General features: G+C 60.0%; 26 protein-coding genes and 1 tRNA gene. 10 read left to right on the forward strand and 17 right to left on the reverse strand.

What is annotated here, in order from left to right; translation table 11 throughout:
• Positions 1-5: 5 nt before the first annotated feature.
• From kce to AC1DVW_RS09770, 6 genes are all read right to left on the reverse strand, one after another.
• Positions 6-968: a 3,5-dioxohexanoate:acetyl-CoA acetone transferase gene (gene kce, locus AC1DVW_RS09745; RefSeq protein WP_477322707.1), complete on the reverse strand. Its 963-nt coding sequence runs from the start codon at positions 966-968 to the stop codon at positions 6-8.
• A complete protein-coding gene (locus tag AC1DVW_RS09750) occupies positions 965-1912 on the reverse strand; it encodes a 3-hydroxyacyl-CoA dehydrogenase (RefSeq protein WP_477322709.1) in 948 nt (315 codons plus the stop codon). The genes kce and AC1DVW_RS09750 overlap by 4 nt, the downstream gene beginning before the upstream one ends.
• Before the next feature lie 10 nt (positions 1913-1922).
• Positions 1923-2729 carry an SDR family oxidoreductase gene (locus AC1DVW_RS09755; RefSeq protein WP_477322711.1) on the reverse strand — a complete coding sequence of 269 codons (807 nt, stop codon included), beginning with the start codon at positions 2727-2729 and terminating at the stop codon, positions 1923-1925.
• 13 nt (positions 2730-2742) lie between these two features.
• Positions 2743-4812 carry an ABC transporter permease gene (locus AC1DVW_RS09760; RefSeq protein WP_477322713.1) on the reverse strand — a complete coding sequence of 690 codons (2070 nt, stop codon included), beginning with the start codon at positions 4810-4812 and terminating at the stop codon, positions 2743-2745.
• Positions 4809-6347 carry a sugar ABC transporter ATP-binding protein gene (locus AC1DVW_RS09765; protein WP_477323316.1) on the reverse strand — a complete coding sequence of 513 codons (1539 nt, stop codon included), beginning with the start codon at positions 6345-6347 and terminating at the stop codon, positions 4809-4811. Before AC1DVW_RS09765 ends, AC1DVW_RS09760 begins: the two co-directional genes overlap by 4 nt.
• A 79-nt stretch (positions 6348-6426) precedes the next feature.
• Positions 6427-7557, reverse strand: a complete 1131-nt coding sequence (locus AC1DVW_RS09770; RefSeq protein ID WP_477322715.1) for a sugar ABC transporter substrate-binding protein — start codon at positions 7555-7557, stop codon at positions 6427-6429.
• A gap of 204 nt (positions 7558-7761) precedes the next feature.
• Here AC1DVW_RS09770 and AC1DVW_RS09775 point away from each other — a divergent pair, with 204 nt between their 5' ends.
• Positions 7762-8439 (forward strand): GntR family transcriptional regulator, encoded by a 678-nt coding sequence (locus AC1DVW_RS09775; protein WP_477322717.1) that lies wholly within the window; start codon positions 7762-7764, stop codon positions 8437-8439.
• A 142-nt stretch (positions 8440-8581) separates the two neighbouring features.
• Entirely contained in the window at positions 8582-9085 is a 504-nt protein-coding gene (locus AC1DVW_RS09780) for an acyl-CoA thioesterase (protein WP_477322719.1), read from the forward strand.
• Positions 9086-9459: 374 nt separating this feature from the next.
• On the opposite strand, the gene AC1DVW_RS09785 is transcribed toward AC1DVW_RS09780, so the two are convergent.
• Positions 9460-10395, reverse strand: a complete 936-nt coding sequence (locus AC1DVW_RS09785; protein ID WP_477322721.1) for a LysR family transcriptional regulator — start codon at positions 10393-10395, stop codon at positions 9460-9462.
• A gap of 72 nt (positions 10396-10467) precedes the next feature.
• On the opposite strand from AC1DVW_RS09785, the gene AC1DVW_RS09790 reads away from it, so the two are divergent.
• Positions 10468-11109, forward strand: a complete 642-nt coding sequence (locus tag AC1DVW_RS09790; protein ID WP_477323318.1) for an NADPH-dependent F420 reductase — start codon at positions 10468-10470, stop codon at positions 11107-11109.
• A gap of 214 nt (positions 11110-11323) precedes the next feature.
• On the opposite strand, the gene AC1DVW_RS09795 is transcribed toward AC1DVW_RS09790, so the two are convergent.
• The 5 genes from AC1DVW_RS09795 to AC1DVW_RS09815 all read right to left on the reverse strand — a co-directional run bounded on the left by AC1DVW_RS09795 (position 11324) and on the right by AC1DVW_RS09815 (position 15775).
• Entirely contained in the window at positions 11324-11809 is a 486-nt protein-coding gene (locus AC1DVW_RS09795; RefSeq protein ID WP_477322723.1) for a hypothetical protein, read from the reverse strand.
• 23 nt (positions 11810-11832) lie between these two features.
• Positions 11833-14226, reverse strand: coding sequence for a primase-helicase family protein (locus AC1DVW_RS09800; RefSeq protein WP_477322725.1), 2394 nt, complete (start codon positions 14224-14226; stop codon positions 11833-11835).
• 6 nt (positions 14227-14232) lie between these two features.
• Entirely contained in the window at positions 14233-14598 is a 366-nt protein-coding gene (locus AC1DVW_RS09805) for a hypothetical protein (RefSeq protein ID WP_477322727.1), read from the reverse strand.
• A 217-nt stretch (positions 14599-14815) separates the two neighbouring features.
• On the reverse strand, positions 14816-15316 hold the full coding sequence (locus AC1DVW_RS09810; protein ID WP_477322729.1) for a MerR family transcriptional regulator: 501 nt from the start codon (positions 15314-15316) through the stop codon (positions 14816-14818).
• A gap of 237 nt (positions 15317-15553) precedes the next feature.
• A complete protein-coding gene (locus tag AC1DVW_RS09815; protein WP_477322731.1) occupies positions 15554-15775 on the reverse strand; it encodes a DUF6471 domain-containing protein in 222 nt (73 codons plus the stop codon).
• A gap of 136 nt (positions 15776-15911) precedes the next feature.
• On the opposite strand from AC1DVW_RS09815, the gene AC1DVW_RS09820 reads away from it, so the two are divergent.
• From AC1DVW_RS09820 to AC1DVW_RS09835, 4 genes are all read left to right on the forward strand, one after another.
• Positions 15912-16130, forward strand: a complete 219-nt coding sequence (locus AC1DVW_RS09820; RefSeq protein ID WP_477322733.1) for a hypothetical protein — start codon at positions 15912-15914, stop codon at positions 16128-16130.
• A 62-nt stretch (positions 16131-16192) separates the two neighbouring features.
• Positions 16193-16879, forward strand: coding sequence for a hypothetical protein (locus tag AC1DVW_RS09825; protein WP_477322734.1), 687 nt, complete (start codon positions 16193-16195; stop codon positions 16877-16879).
• Positions 16880-17427: 548 nt separating this feature from the next.
• Entirely contained in the window at positions 17428-17679 is a 252-nt protein-coding gene (locus tag AC1DVW_RS09830; RefSeq protein WP_477322736.1) for a hypothetical protein, read from the forward strand.
• A 54-nt stretch (positions 17680-17733) separates the two neighbouring features.
• Positions 17734-18924: a site-specific integrase gene (locus tag AC1DVW_RS09835; protein WP_477322738.1), complete on the forward strand. Its 1191-nt coding sequence runs from the start codon at positions 17734-17736 to the stop codon at positions 18922-18924.
• Between the two features lie 181 nt (positions 18925-19105).
• On the opposite strand, the gene AC1DVW_RS09840 is transcribed toward AC1DVW_RS09835, so the two are convergent.
• The 3 genes from AC1DVW_RS09840 to AC1DVW_RS09850 all read right to left on the reverse strand — a co-directional run bounded on the left by AC1DVW_RS09840 (position 19106) and on the right by AC1DVW_RS09850 (position 21267).
• Positions 19106-20182, reverse strand: coding sequence for a helix-turn-helix domain-containing protein (locus tag AC1DVW_RS09840; protein WP_477322740.1), 1077 nt, complete (start codon positions 20180-20182; stop codon positions 19106-19108).
• 5 nt (positions 20183-20187) lie between these two features.
• Positions 20188-20829 carry a hypothetical protein gene (locus AC1DVW_RS09845; RefSeq protein WP_477322742.1) on the reverse strand — a complete coding sequence of 214 codons (642 nt, stop codon included), beginning with the start codon at positions 20827-20829 and terminating at the stop codon, positions 20188-20190.
• A 362-nt stretch (positions 20830-21191) separates the two neighbouring features.
• A tRNA-Ile gene (locus AC1DVW_RS09850) sits at positions 21192-21267 on the reverse strand.
• Positions 21268-21400: 133 nt separating this feature from the next.
• Here AC1DVW_RS09850 and AC1DVW_RS09855 point away from each other — a divergent pair.
• Positions 21401-22111, forward strand: coding sequence for an SIMPL domain-containing protein (locus AC1DVW_RS09855; protein WP_477322744.1), 711 nt, complete (start codon positions 21401-21403; stop codon positions 22109-22111).
• Positions 22112-22306: 195 nt separating this feature from the next.
• Here the strand turns inward: AC1DVW_RS09855 and AC1DVW_RS09860 are convergent, their stop codons facing one another.
• On the reverse strand, positions 22307-22660 hold the full coding sequence (locus tag AC1DVW_RS09860) for a hypothetical protein (protein WP_477322746.1): 354 nt from the start codon (positions 22658-22660) through the stop codon (positions 22307-22309).
• A gap of 262 nt (positions 22661-22922) precedes the next feature.
• Positions 22923-23369 carry a YcgN family cysteine cluster protein gene (locus tag AC1DVW_RS09865; protein WP_477245226.1) on the reverse strand — a complete coding sequence of 149 codons (447 nt, stop codon included), beginning with the start codon at positions 23367-23369 and terminating at the stop codon, positions 22923-22925.
• A gap of 200 nt (positions 23370-23569) precedes the next feature.
• Here AC1DVW_RS09865 and AC1DVW_RS09870 point away from each other — a divergent pair, with 200 nt between their 5' ends.
• Positions 23570-25759, forward strand: a complete 2190-nt coding sequence (locus tag AC1DVW_RS09870; protein WP_477322748.1) for an OmpA family protein — start codon at positions 23570-23572, stop codon at positions 25757-25759.
• 276 nt (positions 25760-26035) lie between these two features.
• Positions 26036-26554 (forward strand): TIGR00645 family protein, encoded by a 519-nt coding sequence (locus AC1DVW_RS09875; protein ID WP_477245229.1) that lies wholly within the window; start codon positions 26036-26038, stop codon positions 26552-26554.
• The last annotated feature ends 2 nt before the right edge of the window (positions 26555-26556 follow it).

Consider the following 26556-nt stretch of genomic DNA (forward strand, 5'->3'; position numbering starts at 1 on the left):
TTGCTCTAGAACGCAACCTTGTCGGCGCCCTTCAACTCGAGGATCTCGCGTGCGTCGTCAGGTGTCGCCACCTCAAGCCCCAGTCCCTCGATGATCTTGCGGGCAAGCACGACCTGCTCGGCGTTGGATTTCGCCAGCTTGCCCTTGCCGGCCCACAGACTGTCTTCAAGACCGACCCGGATGTTGCCGCCAAGGGCGGCCGACTGCGCGGCGATGCGCAACTGGCTGGCGCCAGCGCCGAGCACCGACCAGCGGAACTGGTCGCCGAACAGCCGATCGGCGGTGCGCTTCATATGGGCGACGTCTTCGGGATGCGTACCGATGCCGCCGAGCAGCCCGAAGACCGACTGCACGAAGAACGGCGGCTTCACCAAACCGCGGTCGGCGAAGTGAGCGAGATTGTAGAGGTGGGCGATGTCGTAGCACTCGAATTCGAAGCGCGTGCCATTGTCGTAGCAAGTCGCCAGAATGTATTCGATATCCTTGAAAGAGTTGCGGAAGACGAGGTCGCGCGTCGCTTCCAGATGCGGCTTTTCCCAGTCGAACTTGAAGGTCTCGTATTTTTCGGCGAGATGATAGAGACCGAAATTGATCGAACCGATGTTAAGGGAAGCCACTTCCGGTTTGAAGAGGGCAGCCGGTCGCACGCGCTCCTCAACCTTCATAAACGGGCTGCCCCCGGTGGTGATGTTGATGGCGGCATTGGTGGCTTGCTTGATGCGCGGCAGAAAGCGGGCAAAGGCCTCCGGCGTCTGGTCCGGCTTTCCCGTCTCCGGGTCACGCGCATGCAGATGCAGGATCGCGGCCCCGGCTTCAGCCGCTGCGATCGCCTCCGAGGCGATCTGGTCGGGCGTGATCGGTAGATAGGGCGACATGGTCGGGGTATGGATTGCGCCGGTAATGGCACAGGTGATGATCACCTTTCCCCTGTTGGTCGCGCCGCTCGATTTGCGTGTCGTTTCACTCATTTGCCAAATTCCTCGTCAGACTTTCTTTTATGGGCGGCCAGCGCCATCAACCTGCGATCGCGCCAAACCTGGCGGCCGGCGAGGTCTTTTTGCTGCAGGCGCTTGCGGCGGTCGGCTTCCACGGTTTCCATAACTTCGCCCGCCCAGTCGACTCGGCGCAGCATCTGCGGGAAGATGTTCGAATAGATCGTCTGGTAGCGGTCGACGTAATCTCGTACGCCGCCGGGCGCATTGAGATCGATCGTCTCGAAAGGACCCATGAACGACCAGCGCAGCGCCAGCCCGTCTCGGATGCCGATATCGACATCTTCGACGCTGGCATAGCCGTCAGCGACAAGCCGGAAAGCTTCCTCTAGCAGCGCGCCCTGCAAGCGGTTCATAATGAAGCCGTCGAGTTCACGCTTCATGATCAACGGCGCATGACCGGCCGAAATAAGGAACAGCCGCGTTCTTTCCACTGCATCGGCAGAGGTCCACGGGGCTGGTACAATTTCCGCCGCCGGAATGAGGTATGGCGGATTGATCGGATGCACCACCAGGCAGCGGTGACGCCCCTTCAGATGATCGGTAAATTTTGAAGGCAGCAACGCTGAGGTGGAACTTGCGATAACTGCTTGCGGGCCGGCAAGCGCATCTATTTGGGCGAAAACCTCTCGCTTGATACCGAGGTTTTCCGGTGTGTTTTCCTGGATGTGAGTGGCGCCGCTTAAGGCCTCGCCAAGATCCGATGAAATCGAAAACCGTGCTAGGATGTCGCCCGGCGACTGGCCACGCAGCAAGTCATTGGCGGCAAGATCGTCCAACACTCCGGCGATATAGGATCGCGCCGCCTCAGCCGCCTCCGGCGACTGATCCCACATTTTGACCTGATGTCCAGCCCGAGCAAAGCTGATTGCCCAACCACGCCCGATAAAGCCGCTGCCGATGATTGTGGTTATTTCCATGAACCTTGACTCACAGAGTTTCAACATTGCCGTCGACACCCAGCGATTGGCCAGAAATGTTGATGCCGGCGTCGGAAAGCAGGAACGCCACCATGGCGGCAACGTCGTAGGGGCTGGTCATGCGGCGCAGCGAAATGTTTTGCAGGTAGCGATCCGTCATCTCCTCATGGCTGACACCGACCTGCTTGGCGCGCGCCGCGATGACGCCTTCTATACGCGGTCCTTCGATGATGCCGGGCAGGATGGCGTTGACCCTGATGCCGTGCGGCCCTAGCTCCTTGGCGAGGCTCTGGGTAAAACCAATGACGCCGAACTTGGCCGCCGAATAGGGCGTGCGGAACGCGTAGCCGTGGCGCCCCGCCGCTGACGACATCGAGACGATCGAGCCGCCACCCGCAGCCTTGATCAGCGGCACGGCCCGCCGGGCGCACAGGAACTGGCCGGTCAGGCAAATGTCGATGCAGCGCCGCCAGTCAGCCGGGTCGATCTCATCGACGCCGCCAGTCGGCCCGGCAATGCCGGCATTGTTGATTAGCGCGTCGAGCCCGCCGAGTTCTTTCTCGACCGCTTCGAACAGGCGGTCGACCTCATCGTCGCGCGAAACGTCGGCCTTGACTGCCGCCACCAGGTCGATCTTGCCGGGCGCGGCGGCCAGCGCCTCGTCGGAAACGTCGCAGACGACGATGCGCGCGCCGAGCCGCGACAGCGTCTCGGCTATGGCAAAACCAATGCCGCCGGCGCCCGCCGTCACCAGCACGCGCTGGCCTTTCAGCCCGCCCAGAAATTCGTCCGCCGATGCCGGTGCGCTTGCGCTCATGGTCCTGTCCTTGTCATTGCAGCCGCCGTTCGCGCAGCGCCATGACGGCGCCGAGAACGACCAGCCCGTAAAGAATTGCCCTTGTGGCGTAGGGAAGCGTGGTGCCGGCCAGCAGCATCTGCAGCGCCGTCAGCAACAGCACCCCGCCAAGCATGCCGAGATAGTGGCCGCGTCCGCCGGTGATCAGCGCACCGCCGACCACCACCACAGCGATCGATGGCAACAGATAGTCGTCGCCCATGCCGAGGCTCGCCTGGCCCGAAAAGCCGGTCAACATGATGCCGACCACGGCCGCGCAGACGGCCGACAGCATGTAGACCAGGATCAGCGTGCGCTCGACCGCGATGCCGGACAGCCGCGCGGCGCGCAGGCCGTTGCCGATGCCGTAGACTCGGCGGCCGAAAGCGGTGCGGCCGAGCAGCGTCACCGAGACGGCCACGAAGACGACCATGAAGAATATGACGGGTGTGAAGCCAAGCAATTTGCCGGTCATGAACCAGCGCAGCATCGGTGAGGAAAAGCCGGCCGGTGTTCCCTGCGAATAGAGCAGCGCAAAACCTTGGAGGATGCCATTGGTGGCGAGGGTCATGACGATCGGCGAGATGCCGAGATAGACAATGCCGACGCCGTTGGCGAAGCCGATGGCGCAGGCTATCAGCAGTACGACCGGCATCGCATAGACCAGCGCGGCGTCCGAGCCGTTGACCATGCCGGTCAGGATGATGCCGGATATGCCGATCGTCCACGGCACGGACAGGTCGAGACCGCCGGTCAGGATCACCGTGCCCTGCCCCAGCGCCAGCACAGCCAGGAACGACGACAGCACCAGCAGCGAGTTCCAATAGCCGGGATTGAGAATGGCGCGTCCGAGCCAGATTTGCGTGACCACAACGACGATCAGCAAGCAGACATAAGCGGGCAGCGCGAAACGCAGGATTTCGGCATTGCGGATGTGAAAAGCCGGGCGGGGAGCTGCGTCACGGGCGCCGATCGGCCCGGCGATCCGCAACCGCCGGTCGACGCTATCGAGTTGCGATGGCAGCATGCCGGCCCGCCACGCGGCGAGCCGGGCGCGCGCCGCGCGGAACTGTATTGCCAGTACGGAGCCATGCGAGATCGCGCCAGCGAGAACGGCAAGGATCAGGATCGTGCCTTCTGCGATGGTCGCATAGTAGGCCGAGACGTTGAGAACAAGAAGGATGTTGACGACCATCATCAGGATGAAGGCGCCGAACGCCGTTCCTACAGGGCCACCTTGCCCACCGCCGAGCCGCGTGCCACCGACGACCACGGCCGCGAACATGGAGAGCAGTAGAGGATTGCCGACCAGCGGGTCGCCACTGCCAGTCTGGGCGCTGATGAACACGCCGGCAAGGCCATAGCAGCCGCCGGCAATGACATAGACCATGAAGCGCACGAGAACGACACGAACGCCTACTGAAGTAGCGACATCCGGGTCGCTGCCAACAGCATAAAGAGCCGTACCGAAACGCGTTCCCTTAAGCCAAAGCCAAGCCAGGAGCACCACTGCGATCACCACCAGCGGCATCGGCAGAAAGCCGGTAATCGCATCGCCGAGATAGAAGGCGCCGAGGTCGGGTCCGACGATCCCGCCGGGTTTGTCCATGACCAGCAAGGTGACGCCCTGCAGAATGAACATGGTCGACAGCGTCACCACGATCGGCTGCATGCGCAGCACTGCGATGAAGAAGCCGTTGAAGGCGCCAACGCCCATGCCAATGGCGATGCCGACCGCAGTCCACAGTACAACGCTGGCGGTCGGCGCCATCGGATCCATGCTGGACGCCAGCACGACATTGACCAGCGAAATGACGGCACCGGCCGACAGGTCGAAGCCGCCTGACAGGACGACGATCGTTTGGCCGATGGCGGCGATCGCCGAGGCGGCTCCGCCGCTCGACAGGAACGAGATGTCGAAATAGGTGAGCGGGCCAGCGCTGATGAAATCGACGATGAATAGAAGCACTGCAAACACCGCGACCGCGATCAGCGCACCGCGATTTCGCGTCACCCAACGGCCGACGCCAATGCCGCGCGATGCGGAAGCGGTCAAAGCGCTCATGCCGCCACGTCCTCGACTTGGCCATGCCCAAGCGCGGGCCGCATGATGGCCGGTTCGGTGATCTCATCCCCCTCAAGTTCGGCGGCAACGCGGCCCTCGTAAAGCACGAGCACTCGGTCGCATTGATGAACAAGTTCCGGGATTTCGGTCGAGTGCAGCAGGATCGAGCCGCCTGCGGCGACGTAGTTGCGCATCATCACGTAGAGCTCGTGCTTGGTGCCGACGTCGATCCCCCGGGTCGGGTCGAAGAGAAGCAGAATGCGGCTTTCGGCGACCAGCCATTTGGCGATGGCGATCTTCTGCTGATTGCCGCCCGAGAAGGCGCCCGCACGCGTCCATAGCGCTCGACCGTCAACCTCGACGGTCGAGAAGGCGGAATGGACCGCCGCCGTCTCCGTCCGGCCGTCGATCAGGCCCATTTTCGTGAACCGCGACACGACTGGTAACGAAGCGTTCTGCCGCCCACTCAGTTTCAGGAACAGACCTTCCGATTTGCGGTCTTCCGGCACAAGGCCGATCGCCATGTTCGGCCTTAGTGCGTCAGCTGGCGAGCCGAGCCATACCTTGCGGCCGTCCACCAGCACCCCACCGCGCTCGATCTCGGCCATGCCGAAGCAGGCAAGAAACAGATCCTGCTGCCCCATGCCCTGGAGCCCGGCGATACCCAGAATCTCGCCCTGGCGCAGATCGAAGCCAACACCGTCAAGCTTGTGCCCGACCTTCAGGTCTCTGGCGCCAAGCACCGGGGCGCCGAACGCCTGTTCAGAGGCAGGCTTCGGCGGAAACGTTTGTTCTATGGTGCGGCCGATGATCTTTTCGATGACGTCCGCATCCGAAATCTCGCCCGTTGGTACCGTCACGATATGGCGGCCGTTGCGCAGGATAGTCAGCGTATCGCAAAAAGCGCGAACCTCGCGCATGCGGTGGGTTATGAAAACAATCGTCGTGCCCGCCTTCGTGAGCCTCTTGATAATATCGCCGAGCCAGTCGACGTCACGGCCCGCAAGCGTCGACGTTGGCTCATCGAGCAACAGGATGCGTGGCTTGCGGTAGACGGCGCGGGCGATCTCTATCTTCTGTCTTTCTGATAGCTCGAGGCTCGCCACCTCCGCATCGAGATCCACCGAAAAACCCAATTCCTCTATGTGCTGCTGCACACTCCTGCGTGCTGCGGCGCGCCGGACGAGCCCGCTTGCACCCGTTGGGGCATAAGGCAGCAGCATGTTGTCGAGCACGGTTAGGTCCCGGACCAGCGTCATTTCCTGAAACGCTGTCTGTACGCCAAGCGCATGGGCAGCGCGCGGCGAACTGAGCGCGGCGTCCTCGCCAAAGATGCGGAAGCGGCCTTCGCTGGGGTGCATGAGTCCGGACAGCAATTTGACCAGCGTTGACTTGCCGGCGCCGTTCTCCCCAAGCAGGGCATGAACGCTACCTGGTGCGATATCGAATGAAACGCCGTCGAGCGCGACCGTCGGGCCGAACGCCTTGCGGACGCCGTCGACTGAAACTGCCGGAACCTGCGGGTTGGACATCATCAATACCGATTGTTGCAAGTGATGGCACGGCGCACGGATCAAACATCCGTGCGCCGCAACGAACAAGCCTTGGGAGGGCTCAGTTCTCTGGCTGACCCACGAGAGCGGCGGCGAGGCCGACCTCAGGCGTCTGGTCCGAAAAGATCGAAGCGAACCAGCCGGGATTGGAGACCAGCGACGGCTTGAAGGCGTTGCAGCCGGCCTTCATCTCCGCCCAGGTGCCTTCGTCACACAGCTTGATCGTCTCATTGGTGACGAGCGGCAGCGGCAGGATCGTAAGCTTCGGAACGTCCTTGCCTTCAAGCGCCTGCACGGCGAGCTTCAGCGCCAGCGCCCCGGAATAGGGCGGCGAGGCATAGGAAATGCGTTGTGCACCCACCGGTGCATAGGGAGGCGCCGCACCCTCGACTTCGGTGCCCTCCGGCAGCATCTGGATACGGCCGCCATTGGAGCCCTCGCCGGCGCAAGGCAGGAGTTCGCTGGTCTTCTTGCCGGCTTCGAGCTGCATCGAGTTGGCGGTAAAGCAGCCGACCTGCATCCACAACCCGTTGATGTTGTCCCAACTTTGGGTCGCGAGAATTTTCGACAACTCGGTGCGGGCGACCGCCTGGCTCCACATGCCGACGGCCTCGCCGACGATCTTGATGTCGGGATACTTGGCGAAGACTTCCTTGGCGGCCTTTGTACGTTGGTCGTCGACGGATGTTCCCGGAACACCGGTGATGGCGATGATGTTGCCCTTGCCGTTGAGCTTTTTCACCAGCCATTCGGCGGTCACCCTGCCCGCCTCCAACTGGTCGATGTGTACGTTGTAGGCACAAGGCTCGGTGATCTCGGCGTCGTATGCAAACACCTTGACGCCCTTGTCACAGGCATTCTTCACCACCTGGTTGAGCGCGGTCGGCGAGATCGGGTATACCACGATCGCATTGGCGCCGCTTTGCACCATTGCGTTGATCTGCTGAATTTGGCGTTGCGCGTTGGGACCCGCGACCTGGACCTGCAGATCGACCTTGTCGGCCAGGCTCTTGTGCGCAGCCATGGCCTTGACCATGTTGGCCGCCTCCGCCTGCCAGTCATTGCCGATATAGCTCATGCTCAAATAAATTTTGTATTTCTCGGCCGCCTGCGCCGTCGTTCCACATCCGAGCGCAATAGCACCCAGTCCCGCCAGCAGCGCGAGCCGCCGGATTTTTGATCCGATTTCCATCTCGTTCACTCCTCCCTACTTTGCGCGCAGATCAGAGAAGCATGGTCAAACACCACGCTTGTCATCCGGCGAAATAGACCCTATCATCATTTGATCAAAGATCAACGATGAAAACAGAAATCGAACTTTTCAGCTCGCTTGACGCACACGGAGGAAGGCGGCATTGCCGTTTCTGGAAAGCCGCCAGAAAGGAAAGTGAGCTCAATGGTCGACGGTGCTTATAAGAGAGAGGGCGTCGAGATCGTTCCGCTCTCAAAGGAAACTCTCCAGGACCAGGTTTTTCGACACGTCACGGAGCTCATTCTGGACGGGAGCATAGTGCCTGGGGAAACGGTTACGGTTCAAAGCCTTGCCGATGCGTTCGGCGTCAGCCCGATGCCGGTCCGCGAAGCGCTGCGCCGGCTGAGTTCAGCCAACGCTCTGACCGTGATCTCAGGCCGTTCGATCGGCATCCCGGCTCTTAGCCGCAAGCAACTGACGGACTTGCGCAATGTCCGCTTTGAAGTGGAGGGAATCGCCGCATCCTGGGCTGCGCAGAAGCGCAGCGATACCGAGATTCCGGAGTTCTCGCGCCATCTGGCCGCCCTTGAGGAGGCGAATGGCGCAGGCGACGTAAAGGCTTATCTCCGGGCGAACTATACCTTTCACTTCGCGATCTACCGGGCGGCAAGGTCAGAAATTCTTCTGAAGATAATAAAAGACCTGTGGCTGCAGGTCAGTCCATATTTCAACATGCTGCACGGTTCCTACACGACGGCCAACACCTATCATCAGGACATGTTCGCGGCTTTGCGGGACAAGAACGCAGAAGCCATGAGAATTGCCGTGTGTGCCGACATTGATGCGGCCTATCAGGTTCTAATGCAGCGATTGGTTGAGTAGATGCTCACTTTGCGGCAGGTGCGTTTCCAGCAGTACCGATCGGCTTCCGGAACATTCCCGAGCACGAGAATCGGAATGGCGCAGGTCGACGAAAATCAGAGCGCGTTTCTGCAGACCGGTTCATGAAGAATAGGGGAGAAATATGGACACATTGTCATATAGCAGAGTGCCTTCGACTGCGCGCAATGGCGTGAAGCCTGCTGTCCATCCCCTTTCCACATACCGGTGGATAACTACTCACGACCTTCGTTTCGCAGATGTCGACGCAAATGGTCACGTGAACAACGGAGCTTACAATTCAATTATCGAATCCAACCGAAGTTTACTCCTGAACACCAATGACATTCGGGAATGCGGGCCATATAAATTTTTGTTGGCGCACTTTGAAATTCACTACTTGGCCGAACTTACGTGGCCAAATCTTGTTCATGCGGGGCTCGGAATCGCGCGCGTAGGAGTGAGCTCAATTCGCTTCAGACAAGCGCTTTTCGCGCAAATCCAATGCGTCGCCATCGCCGACCTAACCATCGTTGCCGGGGACACCGAAACTCGGAAACCGCGCGGCATCTCGGATGATCTGCGAGCGGTACTCGCCCAATGGGTCATGCCCCTCGCGGCGAAATCAGAGATGAGGCGCGACAATTGAAAGATTGCCGCATCGTCCCAGATCGAAAGCCGGTCGACCGGCTGGCCGAACATTCCACCCGGGCTTGACGCCCAGGCCGGGCCTTTGCGATGCCTTTGCTATGACGATCAGGTTGGCGATATCGAAATGGCCATCGATCTATTGGTGTATGATCCAAGCTCGTTGAAAGACCGGGAAGATCTTCTCGCACCATCTGCGGGAGAATCTCGCTGCCGCGGACTTGCGATCGTCAACAGACGATCTCGCCGACCTTGACCTGATCGCCGGGCGCTCAGAATAGCGCGGACGGGCCAACCAAGGGTTTCGTCGTACCAAAATGGTGCAAGCTTCGTCGGGTGGCCGATCTGACGCACGACTAATCTTAACGCTCGCCGCTATCCGGTGTCGCCAGGTATTGCTGCAAACAGCTGACGAACCTTCCTTGTTTTGAAAGCGTCGGAGACGAAATCGATGAACGCCCGCGTCTTCGCCGGCAACAGCTTCTGCCCTGCAAAATATAGTGACATCGGCCCCACCTCGACCTTCCATTCAGGCAGCAGCCGCACAAGCGCACCGCTCTCGAGATGCGGCTTCGCAAGCGGCACTGCGACCAGTCCAATGCCGATGCCCATGACGACGGCGGAGCAGAGCGCATCGGGATCATTGGCAATCATGACCGGGGTTTCCCCGGCGGCCATTTCCGTCATGCCTTGCCGCATCATCCAGATCCGCACGCGATTGTTAAGCGGGGAGCGCATCGTCACGCAGGGCCATTGCGCCAACTCGGTGGGGTCCGACGGCAGAGTCCGGCCGCGCAACAGGTCGGGTGCGCCGACAGCGATCAGGGTGATTCGGGTCAGTTCGCGCGAGACCATTCCGTCTGGCATGTCGAACCCTGCCCCGATCGCCACGTCGAAACCGCCCGCGATCAGGTCTAGCGGGCGATTGTCGAAGGTCCAGTCGAGTACCACCGCTGGATAGCGCTCGCGAAACGCCGGCATCAGCGGCAGCAGGTATGTGACGCCGAACCCCACCGGCGCAGTGAGTTTGAGCGTCCCTGCCGGTTGACCAGCGTTGCGCGTGACGTCCGCGATCGCCGTCTGGATGTCGTCGAGACCAGCGCGCAACGAAAGAAGAAAACGATCGCCGGTCTCCGTCGTGGTCAGCCCGCGCGTGGTGCGCTGGAACAGTCGCACGCCGAGATTGCGTTCAAGCTGCGCCACATTACGGCTGACTGCCGCGGGCGTGAGCCCCAGCCGACGGGCGGCGAGCGAGAAGCTGCCTGCTTCTGCACTGCGCACGAAGGACTCCAGATTGGCGAGTGTTTCCATAGACCGATCATAACGTATGCTTGAAACTGATTCAACTCGGAGCTGACTAACGCTAGAAACCGTGCCGGCCTAATTCTCTGCTATCGCAATCATCCAACGTCGGAATGGACCAATAAAATGAACATCGGAATCATCGGCGCAGGCGCCATCGGTACCGCCATTGCACGCAAGCTGGCGAATGCCGGATTCAAGGCGTCCATCGCCAACAGCCGCGGACCGGAGACGCTCCAGGACCTCGTCGAGGAACTCGGCCCGAACATCACCGCGACAACGGCGGCGCAAGCCGCCGCAGCTGATATCGTCTTCCTCGCGGTGAACTGGGATAGGCTGGAAGACGCGCTGGCAAACCTCGGCCCCTGGAACGGTCGCATCCTGATCGACGCCAACAACGCGGTCGAAGTGCCTTCCTACCAGCCCGTCGATTTGGGTGGCCGCGCATCGACGCAGGCGGTGGCGACATGGGCGCCCGGCGCGCGCGTCGTGAAGGCGTTCAATCATCTGGTCGCCAATGCGCTCGAGGCGGATCCGAAGACCGATGGAGGTCGGCGGGTACACTTTATCGCCGGCGAAGATGCGGATGCCAAGAAGACGGTCGCCGATCTGGCCGGCAAGCTCGGCTACGCGACGATCGACCTCGGCGGCATCGAGCAAAGCCGCCTCGTCCAGTTCCCGGGCGGGCCGCTCTCGATCATCAATTTCGTTCACCTCGACTGATATGAGCCGGTGGCGGCATTCAAGAGACGACGACAATTGTGAACCAGACGCTCGTTGCTTGGATGAGCTTGAGCGACTTGACCATCTTCACCGACGCGGCCTTGTAGGGCTTGTCAGCACGGTCAGAGACTCGACCCAACCGGTCGGCCGCCGCCTGTAGGCGGCAGCAGTCAACAGTGAGTGCCCGGCCATCTAGTACAATTATTTCACTGGGCTAGGCCGCCTCGACTTCACGGAAATTTCGCCAAAGCCGGTTCACCGCCGGGAAAAGGTCGTTCACGGCCTCCAGCTGGGCGATACGTATTTGTACGGCCTCCTCGCTGATCACGTCGAGCGGCATGCCCATCTGGCCGAGCCACAACGCCGAGAACTGCCAATCGGAACATTTACCACCCGAGAGCCACTCAGCGATCTTGTCCGGACGATAATATATGCGGTTGCCATACCCCCGCCGCATCGGTTCGGTTGCGGGTCCCACCTCTCTTAGGCGCCAGTTCGCGAGACTCTGTACGCTGGCGCCCAGGAACCGTGCTGCAAGGCGCGATGGTATCGGCCGCCACGGAGGTAGGCTTGTCGTCGTGGCCATCGTGTAAAAGTGCTCAATGTCGACGTGCTTGGCGATACCCTTGGGTGTCCAACTGTCCAACTGTCCAACCTCTTTTTCTTCAAAGTGATGGTTGGTAGAGATATAAGTCTGCATGGTCCTTTGCTCCGCGCACCTGGTCAGTTGGCCAGCTGGACAGCGGCCGCGATGGCAGGCATCAGGCCCGATGACAGGACATCCGCATCTCTACCCGTCAGGGCAACCCGGACGTCATCGTTCGAAGCGTCCATCCACTTTTCGACTTCCTGCCACGCCCAGATATAGCCACGCGGCGACCGTCCGAGGCGCGGAACGGACGTCTTCGTGCTCCGCTTGCAATCGCCGAGCCTCTTGAGGATTGGGGTGATCTGCTGCACCGTGATCGTCTTCCTCATTCGCGCTTCAACCGCCTCGGCCACGTCCTCGGCCAGGTACACGGGACGATTGAACGGCGCAGAGCCAGTTTCTCGAAGGTCAACGATAACCTGTTCCAGCACGGGCGCGCTGGCCCGGATCAACTCTTCCTTCGCACCGGTTCGCGGCGGCTCAGCATTGGCGTCGAAGTCGGAGAGGTCGAAGTTCAGAAGGTAGTGTTTAAAGGCGGCGACGGTCTCGTCCGAGTGGCCTACCTTCCTGAGATGGCGGTAGTAGGCGTCTTCCCGCTTCGGTGCCTCCACCTTGCACACGAAGAGCCTGCGGTCGTCATGCTCGATGGCCATCGGCTTATCGCTGTTGGTCATGATGATGATGCCGCGAGGCGTCCTCACGTTGAACGCATCAACCCCCTTGCGCTCGACCGACTGAGTCTCCTCGGTGGCCCATCTCTTTAGTCGGTTGTAGGCGGTCTTGAGCTCATCGATCTGCAATTCGTCGAGAGCCAACAGACGAACGTTTCCCAACTCCGCCTGCCAACGCTCCCCGAGAATGCCGCCGTACACCTCGCGGACATCGTTCTCATGAAACATGCGCTTGATGGCGCGCACCAGGATGTTCTTGCCGACGCCTTGCTTGGATTGGAGCAGGATCGCCGATTTGATCTTGTCGGCCGGCCGCTGAACGAGGTGAGCAAGGTATTGAAGCAGCCAACGCCTCTCACCGTCACCCGGTAGAAGATAGCGCAGATGGTCAAGCCAAAGAGAAGCGTCTCCTTCCGCGGCAACCACCCCTCCATCCTTCCACGTGTTCAACTTGCGGATGCCGTTCTCCTCCACGATGAGCTCTTCATTTCCAACAAGGAAGTCATGCTCGTCGGCAAGGCAAGACACCCGCGAATTCCGGAAAGCGATGCTTGCCGTTCGGTTCTTCTGGATGTCCCGCGTGTAGGAGCGATCGAAATCTTCCCTCGTCTTGTCTCGCCCGTTCAAGACGTCGAAGAACAAACCCGATTTAGTGTCGAGCACGTACTTCCCCTGCAGCGGCGCAAGTCCGGGATCGGTCTTTGCCAGTGCGACGGGTGTTCGAATGACCCTTCCTTCCCGGAAGAGGCAGCCCTCACACTCGGAGTTTGTTTTGGCGATCGTCTCGCAGAGCTTCGGGCGATACTTGCTGGCGTGATCCAGCTTGTCCTCCGCCTGCTGATACGAGTAGCGGTCATCACGGGAGGACATCAGGTGGAAATACCGCCGCCCTTGCGGGATGTGCGCCAGAATGTCCGCAGCGTCCTTCCACTGCGGCTCCGTCAGGCGCCCGCTGCTCTCATCGCATGAACGAAGGAAACTGCAGGCCGTGATCATGGCCAGGGCGCCGGCAGCATCCTTTCCTCCATCTTCGTCGCCCGACCTCATTTCGTCTCGGAGCGCGTCCGCCACGGTATGCTGGCCAGAGCTGGGCGAACTGTTGGAACTTGGGGCCATTCGGGTCGCGACGACGGCTTCCAGTTGTTCGAGCGTCCATGTCCGGCCACTTGCCCCGTACATGATGTGGACAGGCTTGGCCGGTTTTGTCTTCGGGTTGAACGTTCCCGGCACCCGGAGGACACGTGCGAGCTCCGCGATCCTGTCCAGCTTGAGCCCGTGTCGCTCCCAGACCAGCCCAGCCTGTTCGTTCCAGGCGGACCAGAGCCGCTCAACACGGCTCCGATCTTCCTGCGTCTTCAAGAGCAAGGGTTGCTCGAACTGCCATATCGGGTAGAGCCCTCCACCTGAATGGATGGTCAAGGTGGGCTCAGGCAAGCCCGCTTCCTCCAGCAGCTTGAACGCTTGTTTTTCGTTCTCCGGCAGGTTCTTGGCTGAGTGCACCCCAGTGGCAAGATCAATGTCGAGCGCCAGGAAGGCGACGGCGCAGGCGGTGTCCTGTCGTCGCGTCTGGTTCTCGACGGCGTTGTGATCGTGAAGCGCTACCGCGAGGTATCGATGAATGCCTTCGGGCTGTGCTGCCAAAAAGTCGAAGGCGACTTCCCGATTGCTGTACGGGAAAACCGCATGCCTCCGCCGTGTGTTCGATTGATCGCGCTCGAACACAACGAGGTTGCCCCGGCTTTCCTGCCCGAACATCCTCTCGATGTAGTCCTTGATCTGCTTCCTGTCAGACGGCATGCGCACTTACCATGCCTTCCGCGAAAACAGGGTAGTCAGAAACCTCCGCGGGTCTGCATTGTCATAGTGCTCGAACTCACGAATACGTCGAGTTCGATCGTCCTTCAGGATGATATCGGCCGCTTGCCTGATATCTTCGTCACTTGCTCCGCGAGCTGCCCAAGATTTCCAGAACGAAACAGCCTCCTTCAAAAACCAGTAGTGGTCTGACGCGAAAGCGGGATGCGGCCTTGGGCCAAGCCCTGCCTTAACGAGTTCGACGAGAGCATCTCGCGGGATGTGAAGTTTGAGAGCGACCTTGGTATCAACCATTAGAGCTCCTTCTTGCTTAGCCAAGTATGGGTAGAGATCGATCGGGTATTGTTCGTTCACGTGGTTCTTCCTTCTGAACTGCCTGGCCGCTGCCAGTGCCGATCAGATTGTGACTACCGAAGAGGGGAACAACCGAAGTGTGCTGCGTCGTGCTGCAGCCAGATCTCGCGGCGAGGCGCGTGATGTGCGCATGCCGCGAACCACACAAGTGCAGCCTTTTGGACGCCGAGCATTTGAAACCCGGCGTCCATGACGCGGTACTATTTTTTTGCTGGGATTAGTGGCTCACGTTTGGAGCTTCGACCGTCACATCCAAATCATACTGCCCGGCCCAGCTATATCCCCAAGCGATTGAAGTGGGATTTGGAAGACCCTCCAAACTGACCTCTGGGACATTTGCGTCCTCACAGGAAAGCAAGATGGTCTCGTGATCGGGAAGATCATCGACCAAGTGTGTGAGCCATGGGCGAATGTGGAGGCTTTTGTCCCAGAGACTGAAAACTGCGAATGGCCAGTTTTTGTGGATAAGCATGTGGCTGGCCTTCACCACCCTATAGTAGAAATAATCTTCGCCCGTCGAGAGGTAGACGCCGGCAGAGGGGATAGCGTCGTCCTCCTCCTCGCGTCGACGCAAGATAGGCTCCTCAGGAAAGTGTGGTTCACCGTTTGTCGTGACCGGAGGTGGGAGCGCCCCGTGTTCAGCCATTCGCAAAATATTTTCTTTGAGCACACCAAGCACGTCGGCAACTTCTGAGACTGTCAAATATTTGTTGGACATTGGTTTCCTTTCAATGGATTTGCCCGACCCATGTGGTCCCGCCAACCTCGCTCCGCTAGGCGCGTAATTCGCGATACTCTAGGGGAAGAGAACTTCGTCGAGATCGTCTCCGAGTGGGCAAATCCCGCCTGCGCCAGGACCTGGGCCAGTCCAAGGGCCTCTACCCGACAGCACAACCAGCTGCGGTAGCTGCGTATAGAAGACTGCATGGACCAGGCGCTGGCGCGCCGACGAATGTCAGTCGAGCTTCAGCCTCTGCGATCCGACGGCCTTTAGGCACTGCGCAAAAAATACTGCCGTGAAGGTTCCCCGTGAAAGCTTGTTGGCGATGTTCACTTCCTTTTCGTGAACGCCGATGTCAGCCAGCTTTTTCACCAAGTCGGCGTAGCTGAGACCCCGTAGCTTCAGCTCAGCCTTCACGACTCCGCTTAGTAGCCGCTGCCATTCGGTCTCGGTCATCGGCGCATTCTCCGCGAAAAAAATGTCGCTCGACCTATTGCGCGGCGCACGTTCATATTTATCTATCTCAAACCTTCAGTTTCATACTGAAAAAGATATATTAGACACCACTCAAGCTCGACTAGGAACTCACAACATGACCATCGACCAGACAACGGCAAAAGTGCTGACGGACCTCCTGCTCGAACTCTCCTCGGAACTGGACCTTCATCACGAAGATGACCAGTTCCCCGCCCTCAAGCCAACGATCGAGACGCTGCGAAGTGCTGCTACCCTGATGACGGACGCCGGCCACAAGACTCCTGAAGTCTACCACCATGTCATGCGCCGCTTCGAACGGGCGACTCGTTCCTAACATAGCGATCCGAAGCCGAATTTCACGGCGTCCAGCCTGCATACTCCACAGGACTTTCAAAAATGATCAAACTATTCGACTCATCAATCTTGAGCTCCGACTATCTGGCCCTGGCGCGAGACCGCCATCGGGCCGGGCCATCCAGACTGAACGAGGATCTGGCATGGATGCTGGATGACGACTACACATGCGGCCTAAACCAAGAACACGTCGATGTCCTTATCTATCCCGCCAACTGGAGCTCCGCCGTACGCGATGAGAACAGGAAACCGCGGGCTTATCTCCACGCGACGGTGAACCAAAAGGGAAACGCGGAGGTAAACTGGGCGCGAGGCGACCACGAAGTGGTTTATGAAACCGACTTTCTGGCCAGGTACGTGAGCGCGGCTCAGTCCGCTGCCTCGGTCACAGGGCGAGGCATCGGGGAACTGATGTGGTGGAAGGGCTTCGAGCTCCTGGTCAGCAATACAATCATCCGCAGATCGCCTGTAGCCACCGCGCTCCTGTACGCCCACGCCGCCAGCCTCAACGAGCTCGCATCCGTCCTTGCCCAACACGTCAATCTGGTCGGCGCAATGGCGCTCAAGTTCACCTATCAGGATGGCGAAATAACCTCGGCGGACTTCGAGTCGACCATCCCGCCTGATCGGCTCCGAGAGATGATCCAGGAGCGAGGCCGGCGGAAGGCGGCAACGCTTCGAGAGGCCGTCGAGCGCATCGCAAAGTTTAACCCTGAGGATTCTGAATGATCCTCGTACGCTCTGCTCCTTCTGCCTCCTTCCTCAACCCGCCCATGTGTGTCCAATGGCCTTCCTCGGGGCCCAAGTTCGCCCACGGCTCTCACAGCGTTTTTCGAACCCGATTGGCAGTCTTATCCCCAACGATCCACCTGCATCTCGCGGCCGACATCTTCTCGGCAAAGCGGTCGATCCGCAGGCGCAATGAACAGCGGCGCGGCCAGCTGGATTTTGGGCCAGCATTTCCATCCTGCAGCTCCGCCGCCGGCTGGAAGGTTTTGGAACCGGCTCGGCCGCGGATCTTTTCGTTCGCCCGTGCACCTGGAGTTGGCAGGGGAAGGGGTACACCTTTTTTCGGCAGAAAGGGTGGGTTGGCGGCGGGAATAGACCCGCCCTCGGTTCGCACAAAAACTTGGGTTTTTGACTAATAGCACTCGCACCCAGACCCATCAGGCTGAAAAGGCACTTCCCCTATAGTACAGCGTAGATTGCCCATAGGCGCCCCGTCTGCACCACCTTAGATGCGCCCTACAAACGCACTTAGGCACCGGGCGATCAGCATGACGAGCGATACAATCTCATACCCGCCCAGGGGCCTCTCGAGACATGAAGCTGCACGTTACGTCGGCGTTGGTTCAACACTTTTCGACGAGATGGTCGCCGACGGACGGATGCCTACGCCAAAGCACGTCAACAGCCGCACCATTTGGGACCGTGTTGCGCTCGACATCGCGTTCACCTCCTTGCCCGACGAGAAGACTGAGCTTCAGACCCTTCTTGAACGGAGCACCCGGAACGCCAGGAAAGCGTAGGCCTTTCATACAATACGGTCAGGCCGCCGCAAGACAGATTGAAACGAGAATTTGATGGCCAGGCCTTTCAAGAACGAGCGCTATCCCGGCGTTTCATCGCGCGCCAAAAATGGGAAGGTGATCTACCGTTACCGCGCCAAGGGCATGCCCGAGATCCGACTTCCCGGGCAGCCTGGAGATCCCGAGTTCGAAGCCGAATACCAAAAGGCAATCCAGGGTCTTGGCACGCAGGCAGTGGTCATCCACCTGCCAGGTCGAGCGCGGCCGAAGTCCTTTGGTCATGCCGCAAGACGGCTTGAGGGCACGATGGAATGGCTGGACTTTGACAGTGCGACACAGCAGAAGAATGCCCGGTTGATCGAACGCTTTCTAAACCTAAAGGTTGAACCCGGATATCCTTTGACATGGCGTGACACGCCGGTGGAGCACCTCGACGCAGATCGGCTTCGCGCTGTCATTGAAGCCATTTTCGCAACCAACCGCACCGTTGCGAAGCACATGTTGGTGGCGATCAAGAAGCTGCTTTGGGTCGCGACGGAGGTTGAAAAATGGATCAAGCCGCAGAATGACCCGTCACTGTCGATCCGGGTGCGCGTGCCCAAGTCTACGAGGAACCCGGCGTGGCCAGTCGCCGTGCGGGAGAAGTTCGAGACGCGCCATCCGATCGGCACCCCTGCTCGCACCTGCTACGCCTTGGGTTTCTGGCTCGGGAACCGGCGCGGCGACATCGCGGCCTTGGGGTGGGACGACCTCGTCACCGAGGAGATCGAGCTTTTCGACGGCTCATTGGAATTGATCGAAGCCTTCGACTTCCGCCAAAAGAAGAACCGCAACCGACACGGCGGCAGAGAAATGTTCATTCCGGTCGTCGACAAGCTGGCGGCGGCGCTGGAGCCGCTCGACCGCTCGCAAGGCGGCACCGTCTTGAAGAATGCTTACAAAACGTCGTTCTCGGAAAAGAGCCTGACCGGGATGATGCAGCACTGGACCCGGCAGGCAGGAATTTCAGACGGCTACACCCTCCATGGCTTGCGCCGCACCTTCGGGACCTACCTCGCCGAATGCAACATCCAGGCGCGCGCCATCATGGAGGCGATGGGGCACTCATCGATGACCGTTACCGACGACTACGTCCGTGAGGCAAACAAGAAGCGGATCGCGGTGGATATTGCTCGCGCCATCAATGAGCGCGAGGCGAAACGCGACGCCATGAAACGCCGGGCTGTCATCCGTGTGGTAAAATAACGAAACGTCCGTCTCCTGGCCTGCGCCCAGCCTGACGCGATTGGCGAGACGGACCTTTACGTCGTTCATGAGGGCGAGCGCCTAGTCGCAGTCACGACCGCTGTCGCTATCCAAAGCGGTCCAAGTGCCCTCAATGATCACCAATATCTGAACTTCTATGCTTAGTACCAAGCACGAAAGCTCACGATACTTGGCGAATGTCCGGCCTGCCCGCCGGCCGAACCGGCGGTGCGGGATCACCAGTTAGACCGAAGACAAGGTTTTCCAATTCGTCAGGCGGCAAGTTGAGATCAGCGGCGATTTTATGCTTCGAAACTTTCTCGCTCCAAAGCGCCGTAAGCACTGTCCTCCACACCACCGATTCCTCGCGAGCAACGCCATTTGGTTCATTTTGCTGGAAGCCGCGCTCATTCATCTGAATGCAGAATGTGCGATACTGCCAGTCGCTCAATATCCCTAGCTTATGAAGGCGATATGCAAGCGCAGCGGTCGAAATACCCCATCGCCGCTTAGCGGTAACAAGATCATCCAATCGCCTCACAAAAGGAACGCGAGATTTCACGTCGGCAACCGGCATCAAAAATGCTGAGGCAAAGGTGTTCGCCTCGATCTCAGCTTCGCGACCTTGTCGCGGGCCACCGTGCCGATGAAGAACTAGGTGAGCCAGTTCATGCGCGGCATCCAGCCTGCTTCGCTCAGCGGACTTGAAGGTGTTCAGAAAAATGTATGGAATATCGTTCCGCCAACAAGAGAATGCATCGACGTTCTTCGTGTTCTCAGCCAGCGAGAAGACGCGTACACCCTTCGACTCCAGCAGCTTGATCATGTTGCTGATCGGCTGCTCTCCCAAAGCCCAGACCTGACGAATAGTGCGCGCCGCGGAAGACGGATCACGCTCATGGCTCAGATCGATCAAGTTTGGCTCGGGTAAGTTGAACCGCTCTGAGATGTAGTCGGATAGCAAGTAGGCGAACGACCCGGAGGCGAGCGCGGCGTCACGCTCGCGTGCCGTCATCGCCGTGAGACTACGAAAGCTTGCGGCGTCTTTTTCGACCTCATCGACGTCGTCACCAAAGAAGAACTCCCGTGGAAACTTCAGCGCCGCTGCGATGGCATCGACCGTTTCCGGCGACGGTTCGTTTTTTTCTCCCTCTAGCCGGGTAATCGTAACGGGCGACACGCCGATAAGCTGGGCGAATCCTCTGCTGGTGAGCCTGCGCCTTTTTCGCGCTAGGCTCATTCGTTGACCGCTGAACATGACTGCTACTTCTTGCGGGTGACGTTGATCTCGAAGTCCTGGGCCGGCGTTTCGTCGTCACCTTCCTTCGGCATGATGCTAGCCCACTCGCCGGGCTTGATGATGTAGATTCGTTCATTGAAGTCTTTGAACTGCTTTTCCTCGATGCTCATCGGGAAAGCGAGTTCAGCCCTCACATCGTCGCCATTGATGTACACGCAGAAATACCAAAGCGATGCATTCTCGCGCGCATTGCGGCGCTCGTCTTCCTCGTCGAACTCCTTGAAAAGATTCTTCTGCCCCGAATCGACCGCGCGCGTAGCCGCCGGCCCCTTATCAGAAATCGCCTTCGGATCGCGGCTGTCGTCGCACGCGCTGTCTACGTTCTGGAAGACGATCTTCATCCCGGTCTTCGGATTGAAGGTCGCCTCGATGTTTCCGGTGCGGTCGATTTCCCATCCCTTAAGACGTAGGACGTCACGCAAGCCACCAGTGCCGTAGATGTAGGAAAGCTGACCCGCCGCATTGAGCGGGAAGTTCAGAACATAGCTCGCCTTGGCGGCGACTGCCTGCTTAACTACCTCGATTAACTCGGCGGCGGTAAGACCGAGTTGATCCAAACGGGAACTAACCTCGTAGTCCTGGGAGAAGATGCGGGAAGCGGTCACGGCCCGTGAACCTCATGTTAATTTTTTCTACCTCATTTGTGGCAGAAAAAATTAACATGGTCAACTGTAGAGGTACCGTTTCCAACAGCTCTCCACTGCGGAACGACAGGCGAGCGGCGACGAACGACAGCCCGTCAAATTCAAGGGACATTACCGATCTGCCAGGCGCCTCGGTCAAGATGCCCCTCTGGGCCTCTGGCTTGTCGAAAACGTTGGCATCGATGTGGACAGATGCCAGCGGATTTATCTGGGTGCCTTGCCGGCGATGCCAGACAGCAACAGAGACGGGAGAGATTTGCGGCCCACAACTGGCCCAGAACTTCTGGGCCGACGGCAATTTTCGGCAACAACATCAGCGGTTATGGTGGGCCCGGAGGGACTCGAACCCCCAACCAAGCGGTTATGAGCCGCCGGCTCTAACCATTGAGCTACAGGCCCCACGCTGGCTGGATAATGTTTTTCCCGGGGCGGCACAAGGCTTTCCGGAAGGGCTGGAAGCGATCGCCCAAATCAGCACATATTCGCGCCCTACTTGGCAGGTGCGACCAGATCGCAGACCAAGGAGATTTTCATGACCAGATATCTTTTGCCTCTAGCACTTGCTGCCGCAATCGCTTTTCCGGCGATGGCCAACGCTGCCGATTCGCTGCCATCACCCCGCATCATTGTCTCCGGTGAAGGCGATGCGACCATGGCACCCGATCTGGCACTGCTGACGCTGAGCGTCATGCGTGAGGCAAAGACCGCGCGCGCCGCACTCGATGCCAACAATGATGCCATGGCCGCCGTGATTGCGTCGATGAAATCGGCCGACATCAAGGAACGCGATCTGCAGACCGCCGGCATCCAGATCAACCCGCGCTACAACTACACCAACAAGCCGGACGGCAGCCAGGAGGCCGAGCTCGTCGCCTACCAGGTGACCAACACGCTTTCGGTGCGCATCCGCGATATCGACAAGACCGGCGACATTCTCGACAAGGCGGTATCGCTCGGCGTCAACCAGGGTGGCGGCATCGCCTTCACCAATGAAGACCCGGCGGCGGCCATCACCGAAGCCCGCAAGAAAGCGGTCGCCAACGCCATGGCCAAGGCCAAGACACTGGCGGAAGCCGCAGGCGTCAGCATTGGCCGGGTGCTTGAGATCACCGACCAGAATGTCGCGCCAGCGCCGATGCCGATCAACGCCAAGGCTTTCGATGCGGCCGGTGCCGCGGTTCCGGTGCAGGCCGGCGAGAATTCCTATGCAGTGCAGGTTACCGTCACTTTCGAGCTGAAGTGAGTGGCACCTTCGAGCTGAAGTGACCGGCGCCTGAAACGTCAGTCATGAAAATGAAAAACCCCGGAGGATCGATCCTCCGGGGTTTTGCTTGAGCCACCCATCCGTGTGGAGGGGCTCATACTACTCCAGACTGACCTTCGGAGAAGGTCATGTCTCCGGACCGACCTTTCGGTCGTGTCCCGTGCCGATCTCGCTTTAGCGGTAGAGGATCGGGCAACCGCGCTCATTGGCAAACACGACCAGCACGCGATCGCCGTACTGGCGGCCCGCAACCTTCACCGTGCGGCGATTGATGTCGACGATGCGGGCGCGGTGCAGACCCATGCGCTCGGCCTTGTCGAGAGCACGATCCGGCGAGCAGAACCGGCGCCAGCCACGGTCGTCAGGGCGCCAGTCGCGGTCGTCACGGCGATGCTCGCGGCGGAAGAAACTGTCGTCGCCGTTGCCGAAGCCGAGATACAGGCTGTCGGCATGAGCAGCGGGAATGGCGGCAAGCGTGCTGAGGCCAATCATGGCCGAAAGCGTCGCGGTTTTGATCACGTTGAACATTGTCTTCTCTCCTTGTTGAGGGCTTTTTGCCCGTCTTCGTCGAACCGATGGAGCGGAGAATGCTCCTTGCAGTCTGAACTCATTGCGAACCGGCTGTTCATTTTCGGTTAATCTGCGGGACGGGCGAACCCTGATGGAATTCCGGCCTTCCCCGTTTGCAAACGATCCTGAACCTCAAAAAAATCCGATCTCGCAAACGCCTGGGTGTCCAAACGTTTGATCGCCCAAAACGTTTGAGCGCAAAGTCTGTTCCGCAAACGAGTCAGGGCTCGTCGTCGAGCATATGGTCGAAATAGTCCTCCGGCTCGGCAAGGTCGGTCTCGCTGGCGCTGACCCGGCCGCGGATCGAGATGCCGGCCTCGTGCACGGTCTCGGCACTTCCCGAAACCAGCCTGTGCCACCAGTAGAGATCGCGGCCCTCGGCGACCAGCCGGTAGGCGCATGTCTTCGGCAGCCAGCTGATGGTGCGCACATTTTGCGGTGTCAGCCCGACACAGTCGGGAACACGCGCCAGCCGGTTGGCGTAGTCCGAGCAGCGGCAGGTCTGAGCGTCGAACAGCCGGCAGCCGACGCTTGTCCAGTAGATCTCGCCGGTGTCCTCGTCCTCGAGTTTCGACAGGCAGCATTTGCCGCACCCGTCGCAGAGCGACTCCCACTCGGTCGGGGTCATCGCCTCCAACGTCTTGGTTTTCCAGAAGGGTTTGTCCATTGCGGGGATGTGGCCCGGGCTGGCGTCAAGGTCAAGCAGCGCGATGGTCGCAAATGCCAGCCGCACCATACGAAAAACACGAAATCGCCTTCAAAACGCCGGCCAAACGTCTTTCGTTGCCGGTAATGCCTGCAAACTGGAACCAATCCGGTTAAGGACAGTTTGGGCAGGGATGGGACCCCACAAGGAGAATTTCTGACATGAAACGCCAACCACGGATTCTGGCAGGCACAGCGCTTGGCCTGCTGATGGCATCCGCGCCGTTGGGCGCGTTCCCGCTGAACAGCGGTGCCACATTCGCCCCGTTGCAGCGCACGGCAACACCGCTCATCCTGGCGCAAGCTGCTTGCGTCGAAGGTGAATCGGCCGAAGCCTGTGCCCAGAGGCAGCAGGCAGAACCGGAAAAGAAGCCGGAAAAGAAGAAGGCTGAGCCTGAACAGCAGGCCGCGCCCGCGCAGAGCGAGCAACCCGTCGAGCAGGAACAGCCCCGCAAGAAGAAGCGGGACCAGCAGCAACAGACGGAATCGGCTCCAGCCGAGCAGGCTGCCCCAGCCGAACAGGCCGCTCCCGCTGTGGAAGAACTGCAGCCGCGCAGGAAGAAGCATAAGCAGGAGCAGCAGATCGAGGCAGCGCCGGCAGAGCAGGCCGCTCCTGCAGCCGAGCAGGCTGCCCCTGCAGTCGACGAACAGCCGTTGAAGCCGCGCAAGAAAAAGCGTGATCAGCAGCAGCAGATCGAAGCGGCACCGGCCGAACAGCCTGCGGAACAGGCAGCCCCGGCAGTCGATGAGCAGCCACTCAAGCCGCGCAAGAAGAAGCACGATCAGCAGCAGCAGATCGAGGCTGCCCCTGCCGAACAGCCAGCCCAGCCGGCGGCACCTGCCGAACAGATCGCACCTGCCGAACAGGCCGCACCTGCGAACGACAATGAGCAGGCAAACCCGCGCAAGAAAAAGCACAAGCAGGACCAGCAAATCGAGGCCGCCCCTGCGGAACAGGCTCCGGCCAAGACAGAAGCACCTGCCGGAGAGCCCGTGCCGCAGGCCGAACCGCTTCCGACCGACCAGCAGGCGGCTCCCGTCGAGGGCGAACAGCCCCTGGATAAGAAGAAGCACGGCAAGAAACCCGTCGGCGAACAGCCGGCAACCGCTGAACAGCCCGCTACCGGCGAACAGCCTGTCACTGGTGAGCAGCCCGTCAGTGGCGAGCAGCCGGTTCAGGGTGAAAATCCGGTTCAGGGCGAAGCCCCGACCGATCCAAACGCGGCCCCCATCCTGGACAGCCAGAAGGATGTCCTGCGCAAGCACAAGGGTGGTGGCAAGGACAAGGGCGGCAACCAGCCCGACCAGCAGACCGGCGAACAGGTGCAAACCCCACAGCCGGCTCCGGTCGATCAGGGACCGCCGCCTACCGACGACAAGGCAGCCCAGCAGGAGATCAAGCCTGAAAAGATCGTTCCGGTGACGGAGGAACAGGGCACGCGCGTCGAGCGCGCACCCGACGAGAATGTTCGCGACCGCCGGCGTCCCAAGGGCGTGGACGTGCTGAAGGAAATCGGCGACCGCGTCATTATCCAGTTCAACAACCAGACGATCGTCGAAAGCAATGACGGTCCGCGCATGAACCGCGGCGCCAAGGATGTCTATTACGAGGATCTGCCGCGCGGCCGCACCCGCGAAACCGTGGTGCGCGCCAACGGCACTCAGATCGTCACCATCCGCAACCGCAACGGCGACGTCATCCAGCGCTCGCGCATCACGCCGGACGGCCGCGAATATGTGCTGAGCTATGTCGACGAGCGGCACTATGACGACGATAACGACTGGCGCGATCCCGGCGACGACCTGCCGCCGATGCGGCTCAACATCTCCCGCCGGGAGTACATTCTGGATTCCGAGGACGTCGAAAGCCCGGACGACTACTACGACTTCCTCGAGCAGCCGCCGGTTGAAAAAGTCCAACGCCTCTATTCGATCGACGAGGTGAAGCGATCGGCCCGCGTGCGCGACATTGCACGGCGCGTCGACCTCGACACACTCAACTTCGAATTCGGTTCGGCCTCGATTTCCGACACCGAAGTGCAGAAACTCGAGGGCGTCGCCAGCGCCATGGAGAAGCTGTTGAAGAAGAACCCGGCCGAGACCTTCCTGATCGAAGGCCATACCGACGCGGTCGGCACGCCGGTGGCCAATCTGGCCCTGTCGGACCGCCGCGCCGAGTCGGTGGCGGAGGCCCTGACCAACGCCTTCGGTATCCCGCCTGAAAACCTGACGACGCAGGGCTATGGCGAGGAATATCTGAAGGTCAACACGCAGGGGCCCAACCGCGAGAACCGCCGCGTCGCCATCCGCCGCATCACCTCGCTGGTGGCACCGGTGGCAAGCGCCAACTGACCAAGATGTGAACCGCGCGATTCGAAGAGATCATTGAATCGCGCGGTTACCCACCCCAGATTCACGATAGGGCGTTCCCTGCCCTGTCCCGACTCCAGCGGGACACATGAGCCCCGCCGGCCCTCCCGGCGGGGTTTCTGTTTGGAACGACTGCCCTTGCAAACGGTGTCGGCCTGCCCGAAATACCGCCCTCAATTCACCCCACCCAAGAATTGCCTGGCGATTTTGGAAGAAGGGCGTGCATAAGCCTAGAGAAGAAACAACCGGAACCACCTTATGAAGCGTCTCGAACTCGCCATTGAATCGATCATTCTCGCTTCGCGCTGGCTGCTGGTCGTCTTCTATCTCGGACTGGGCTTGGCGCTGGCCATCTACGCACTGTCCTTCGGCAAGAAGCTCTATGAGTTCGTTCTCATGGCCTTCACGCTCGGCGAGACCGACACCATCCTGAAGATGCTCAGCCTGATCGACGCGGCTCTGGTCGCCTCGCTGGTGGTGATGGTCATAATCTCCGGCTACGAAAACTTCGTCAGCCGTTTCGACGAGAATGACGGCGAGGTTCACTGGCTGGGCACGATCGATGTCGGCTCGCTGAAGGTCAAGGTCGCCTCGACCATCGTCGCCATCTCATCGATCCACCTCTTGCAGGTGTTCCTGAACTCGGTCTCCTACACCACCGACCAGTTGATGTGGCTGACCATCATCCACCTCGCCTTCGTCCTCTCGGCATTCATGCTTGCCTATATCGACCGGCTGATGGGCCTGGGCAAAGCCAAGAAGGCCAGCGAGGAATGACG

It is taken from the genome of Mesorhizobium sp. P3_B5 (genome assembly GCF_056402815.1).

Excerpts from the sequence above, each read along its gene's own strand:
- AC1DVW_RS09835 (WP_477322738.1), top strand. The coding sequence starts at position 17,734 with ATGGCCAGGCCTTTCAAGAACGAGCGCTATCCCGGCGTTTCATCGCGC.
- AC1DVW_RS09780 (WP_477322719.1), top strand. The coding sequence starts at position 8,582 with ATGGACACATTGTCATATAGCAGAGTGCCTTCGACTGCGCGCAATGGC.
- AC1DVW_RS09855 (WP_477322744.1), top strand. The coding sequence starts at position 21,401 with ATGACCAGATATCTTTTGCCTCTAGCACTTGCTGCCGCAATCGCTTTT.
- AC1DVW_RS09800 (WP_477322725.1), bottom strand. The coding sequence starts at position 14,226 with ATGCCGTCTGACAGGAAGCAGATCAAGGACTACATCGAGAGGATGTTC.
- AC1DVW_RS09875 (WP_477245229.1), top strand. The coding sequence starts at position 26,036 with ATGAAGCGTCTCGAACTCGCCATTGAATCGATCATTCTCGCTTCGCGC.
- AC1DVW_RS09840 (WP_477322740.1), bottom strand. The coding sequence starts at position 20,182 with ATGTTCAGCGGTCAACGAATGAGCCTAGCGCGAAAAAGGCGCAGGCTC.
- AC1DVW_RS09810 (WP_477322729.1), bottom strand. The coding sequence starts at position 15,316 with ATGTCCAACAAATATTTGACAGTCTCAGAAGTTGCCGACGTGCTTGGT.
- AC1DVW_RS09865 (WP_477245226.1), bottom strand. The coding sequence starts at position 23,369 with ATGGACAAACCCTTCTGGAAAACCAAGACGTTGGAGGCGATGACCCCG.
- AC1DVW_RS09830 (WP_477322736.1), top strand. The coding sequence starts at position 17,428 with ATGACGAGCGATACAATCTCATACCCGCCCAGGGGCCTCTCGAGACAT.
- AC1DVW_RS09860 (WP_477322746.1), bottom strand. The coding sequence starts at position 22,660 with ATGTTCAACGTGATCAAAACCGCGACGCTTTCGGCCATGATTGGCCTC.
- AC1DVW_RS09760 (WP_477322713.1), bottom strand. The coding sequence starts at position 4,812 with ATGAGCGCTTTGACCGCTTCCGCATCGCGCGGCATTGGCGTCGGCCGT.
- kce (WP_477322707.1), bottom strand. The coding sequence starts at position 968 with ATGAGTGAAACGACACGCAAATCGAGCGGCGCGACCAACAGGGGAAAG.
- AC1DVW_RS09795 (WP_477322723.1), bottom strand. The coding sequence starts at position 11,809 with ATGCAGACTTATATCTCTACCAACCATCACTTTGAAGAAAAAGAGGTT.
- AC1DVW_RS09815 (WP_477322731.1), bottom strand. The coding sequence starts at position 15,775 with ATGACCGAGACCGAATGGCAGCGGCTACTAAGCGGAGTCGTGAAGGCT.
- AC1DVW_RS09770 (WP_477322715.1), bottom strand. The coding sequence starts at position 7,557 with ATGGAAATCGGATCAAAAATCCGGCGGCTCGCGCTGCTGGCGGGACTG.
- AC1DVW_RS09825 (WP_477322734.1), top strand. The coding sequence starts at position 16,193 with ATGATCAAACTATTCGACTCATCAATCTTGAGCTCCGACTATCTGGCC.
- AC1DVW_RS09820 (WP_477322733.1), top strand. The coding sequence starts at position 15,912 with ATGACCATCGACCAGACAACGGCAAAAGTGCTGACGGACCTCCTGCTC.
- AC1DVW_RS09765 (WP_477323316.1), bottom strand. The coding sequence starts at position 6,347 with ATGATGTCCAACCCGCAGGTTCCGGCAGTTTCAGTCGACGGCGTCCGC.
- AC1DVW_RS09755 (WP_477322711.1), bottom strand. The coding sequence starts at position 2,729 with ATGAGCGCAAGCGCACCGGCATCGGCGGACGAATTTCTGGGCGGGCTG.
- AC1DVW_RS09750 (WP_477322709.1), bottom strand. The coding sequence starts at position 1,912 with ATGGAAATAACCACAATCATCGGCAGCGGCTTTATCGGGCGTGGTTGG.
- AC1DVW_RS09870 (WP_477322748.1), top strand. The coding sequence starts at position 23,570 with ATGAAACGCCAACCACGGATTCTGGCAGGCACAGCGCTTGGCCTGCTG.
- AC1DVW_RS09785 (WP_477322721.1), bottom strand. The coding sequence starts at position 10,395 with ATGGAAACACTCGCCAATCTGGAGTCCTTCGTGCGCAGTGCAGAAGCA.
- AC1DVW_RS09775 (WP_477322717.1), top strand. The coding sequence starts at position 7,762 with ATGGTCGACGGTGCTTATAAGAGAGAGGGCGTCGAGATCGTTCCGCTC.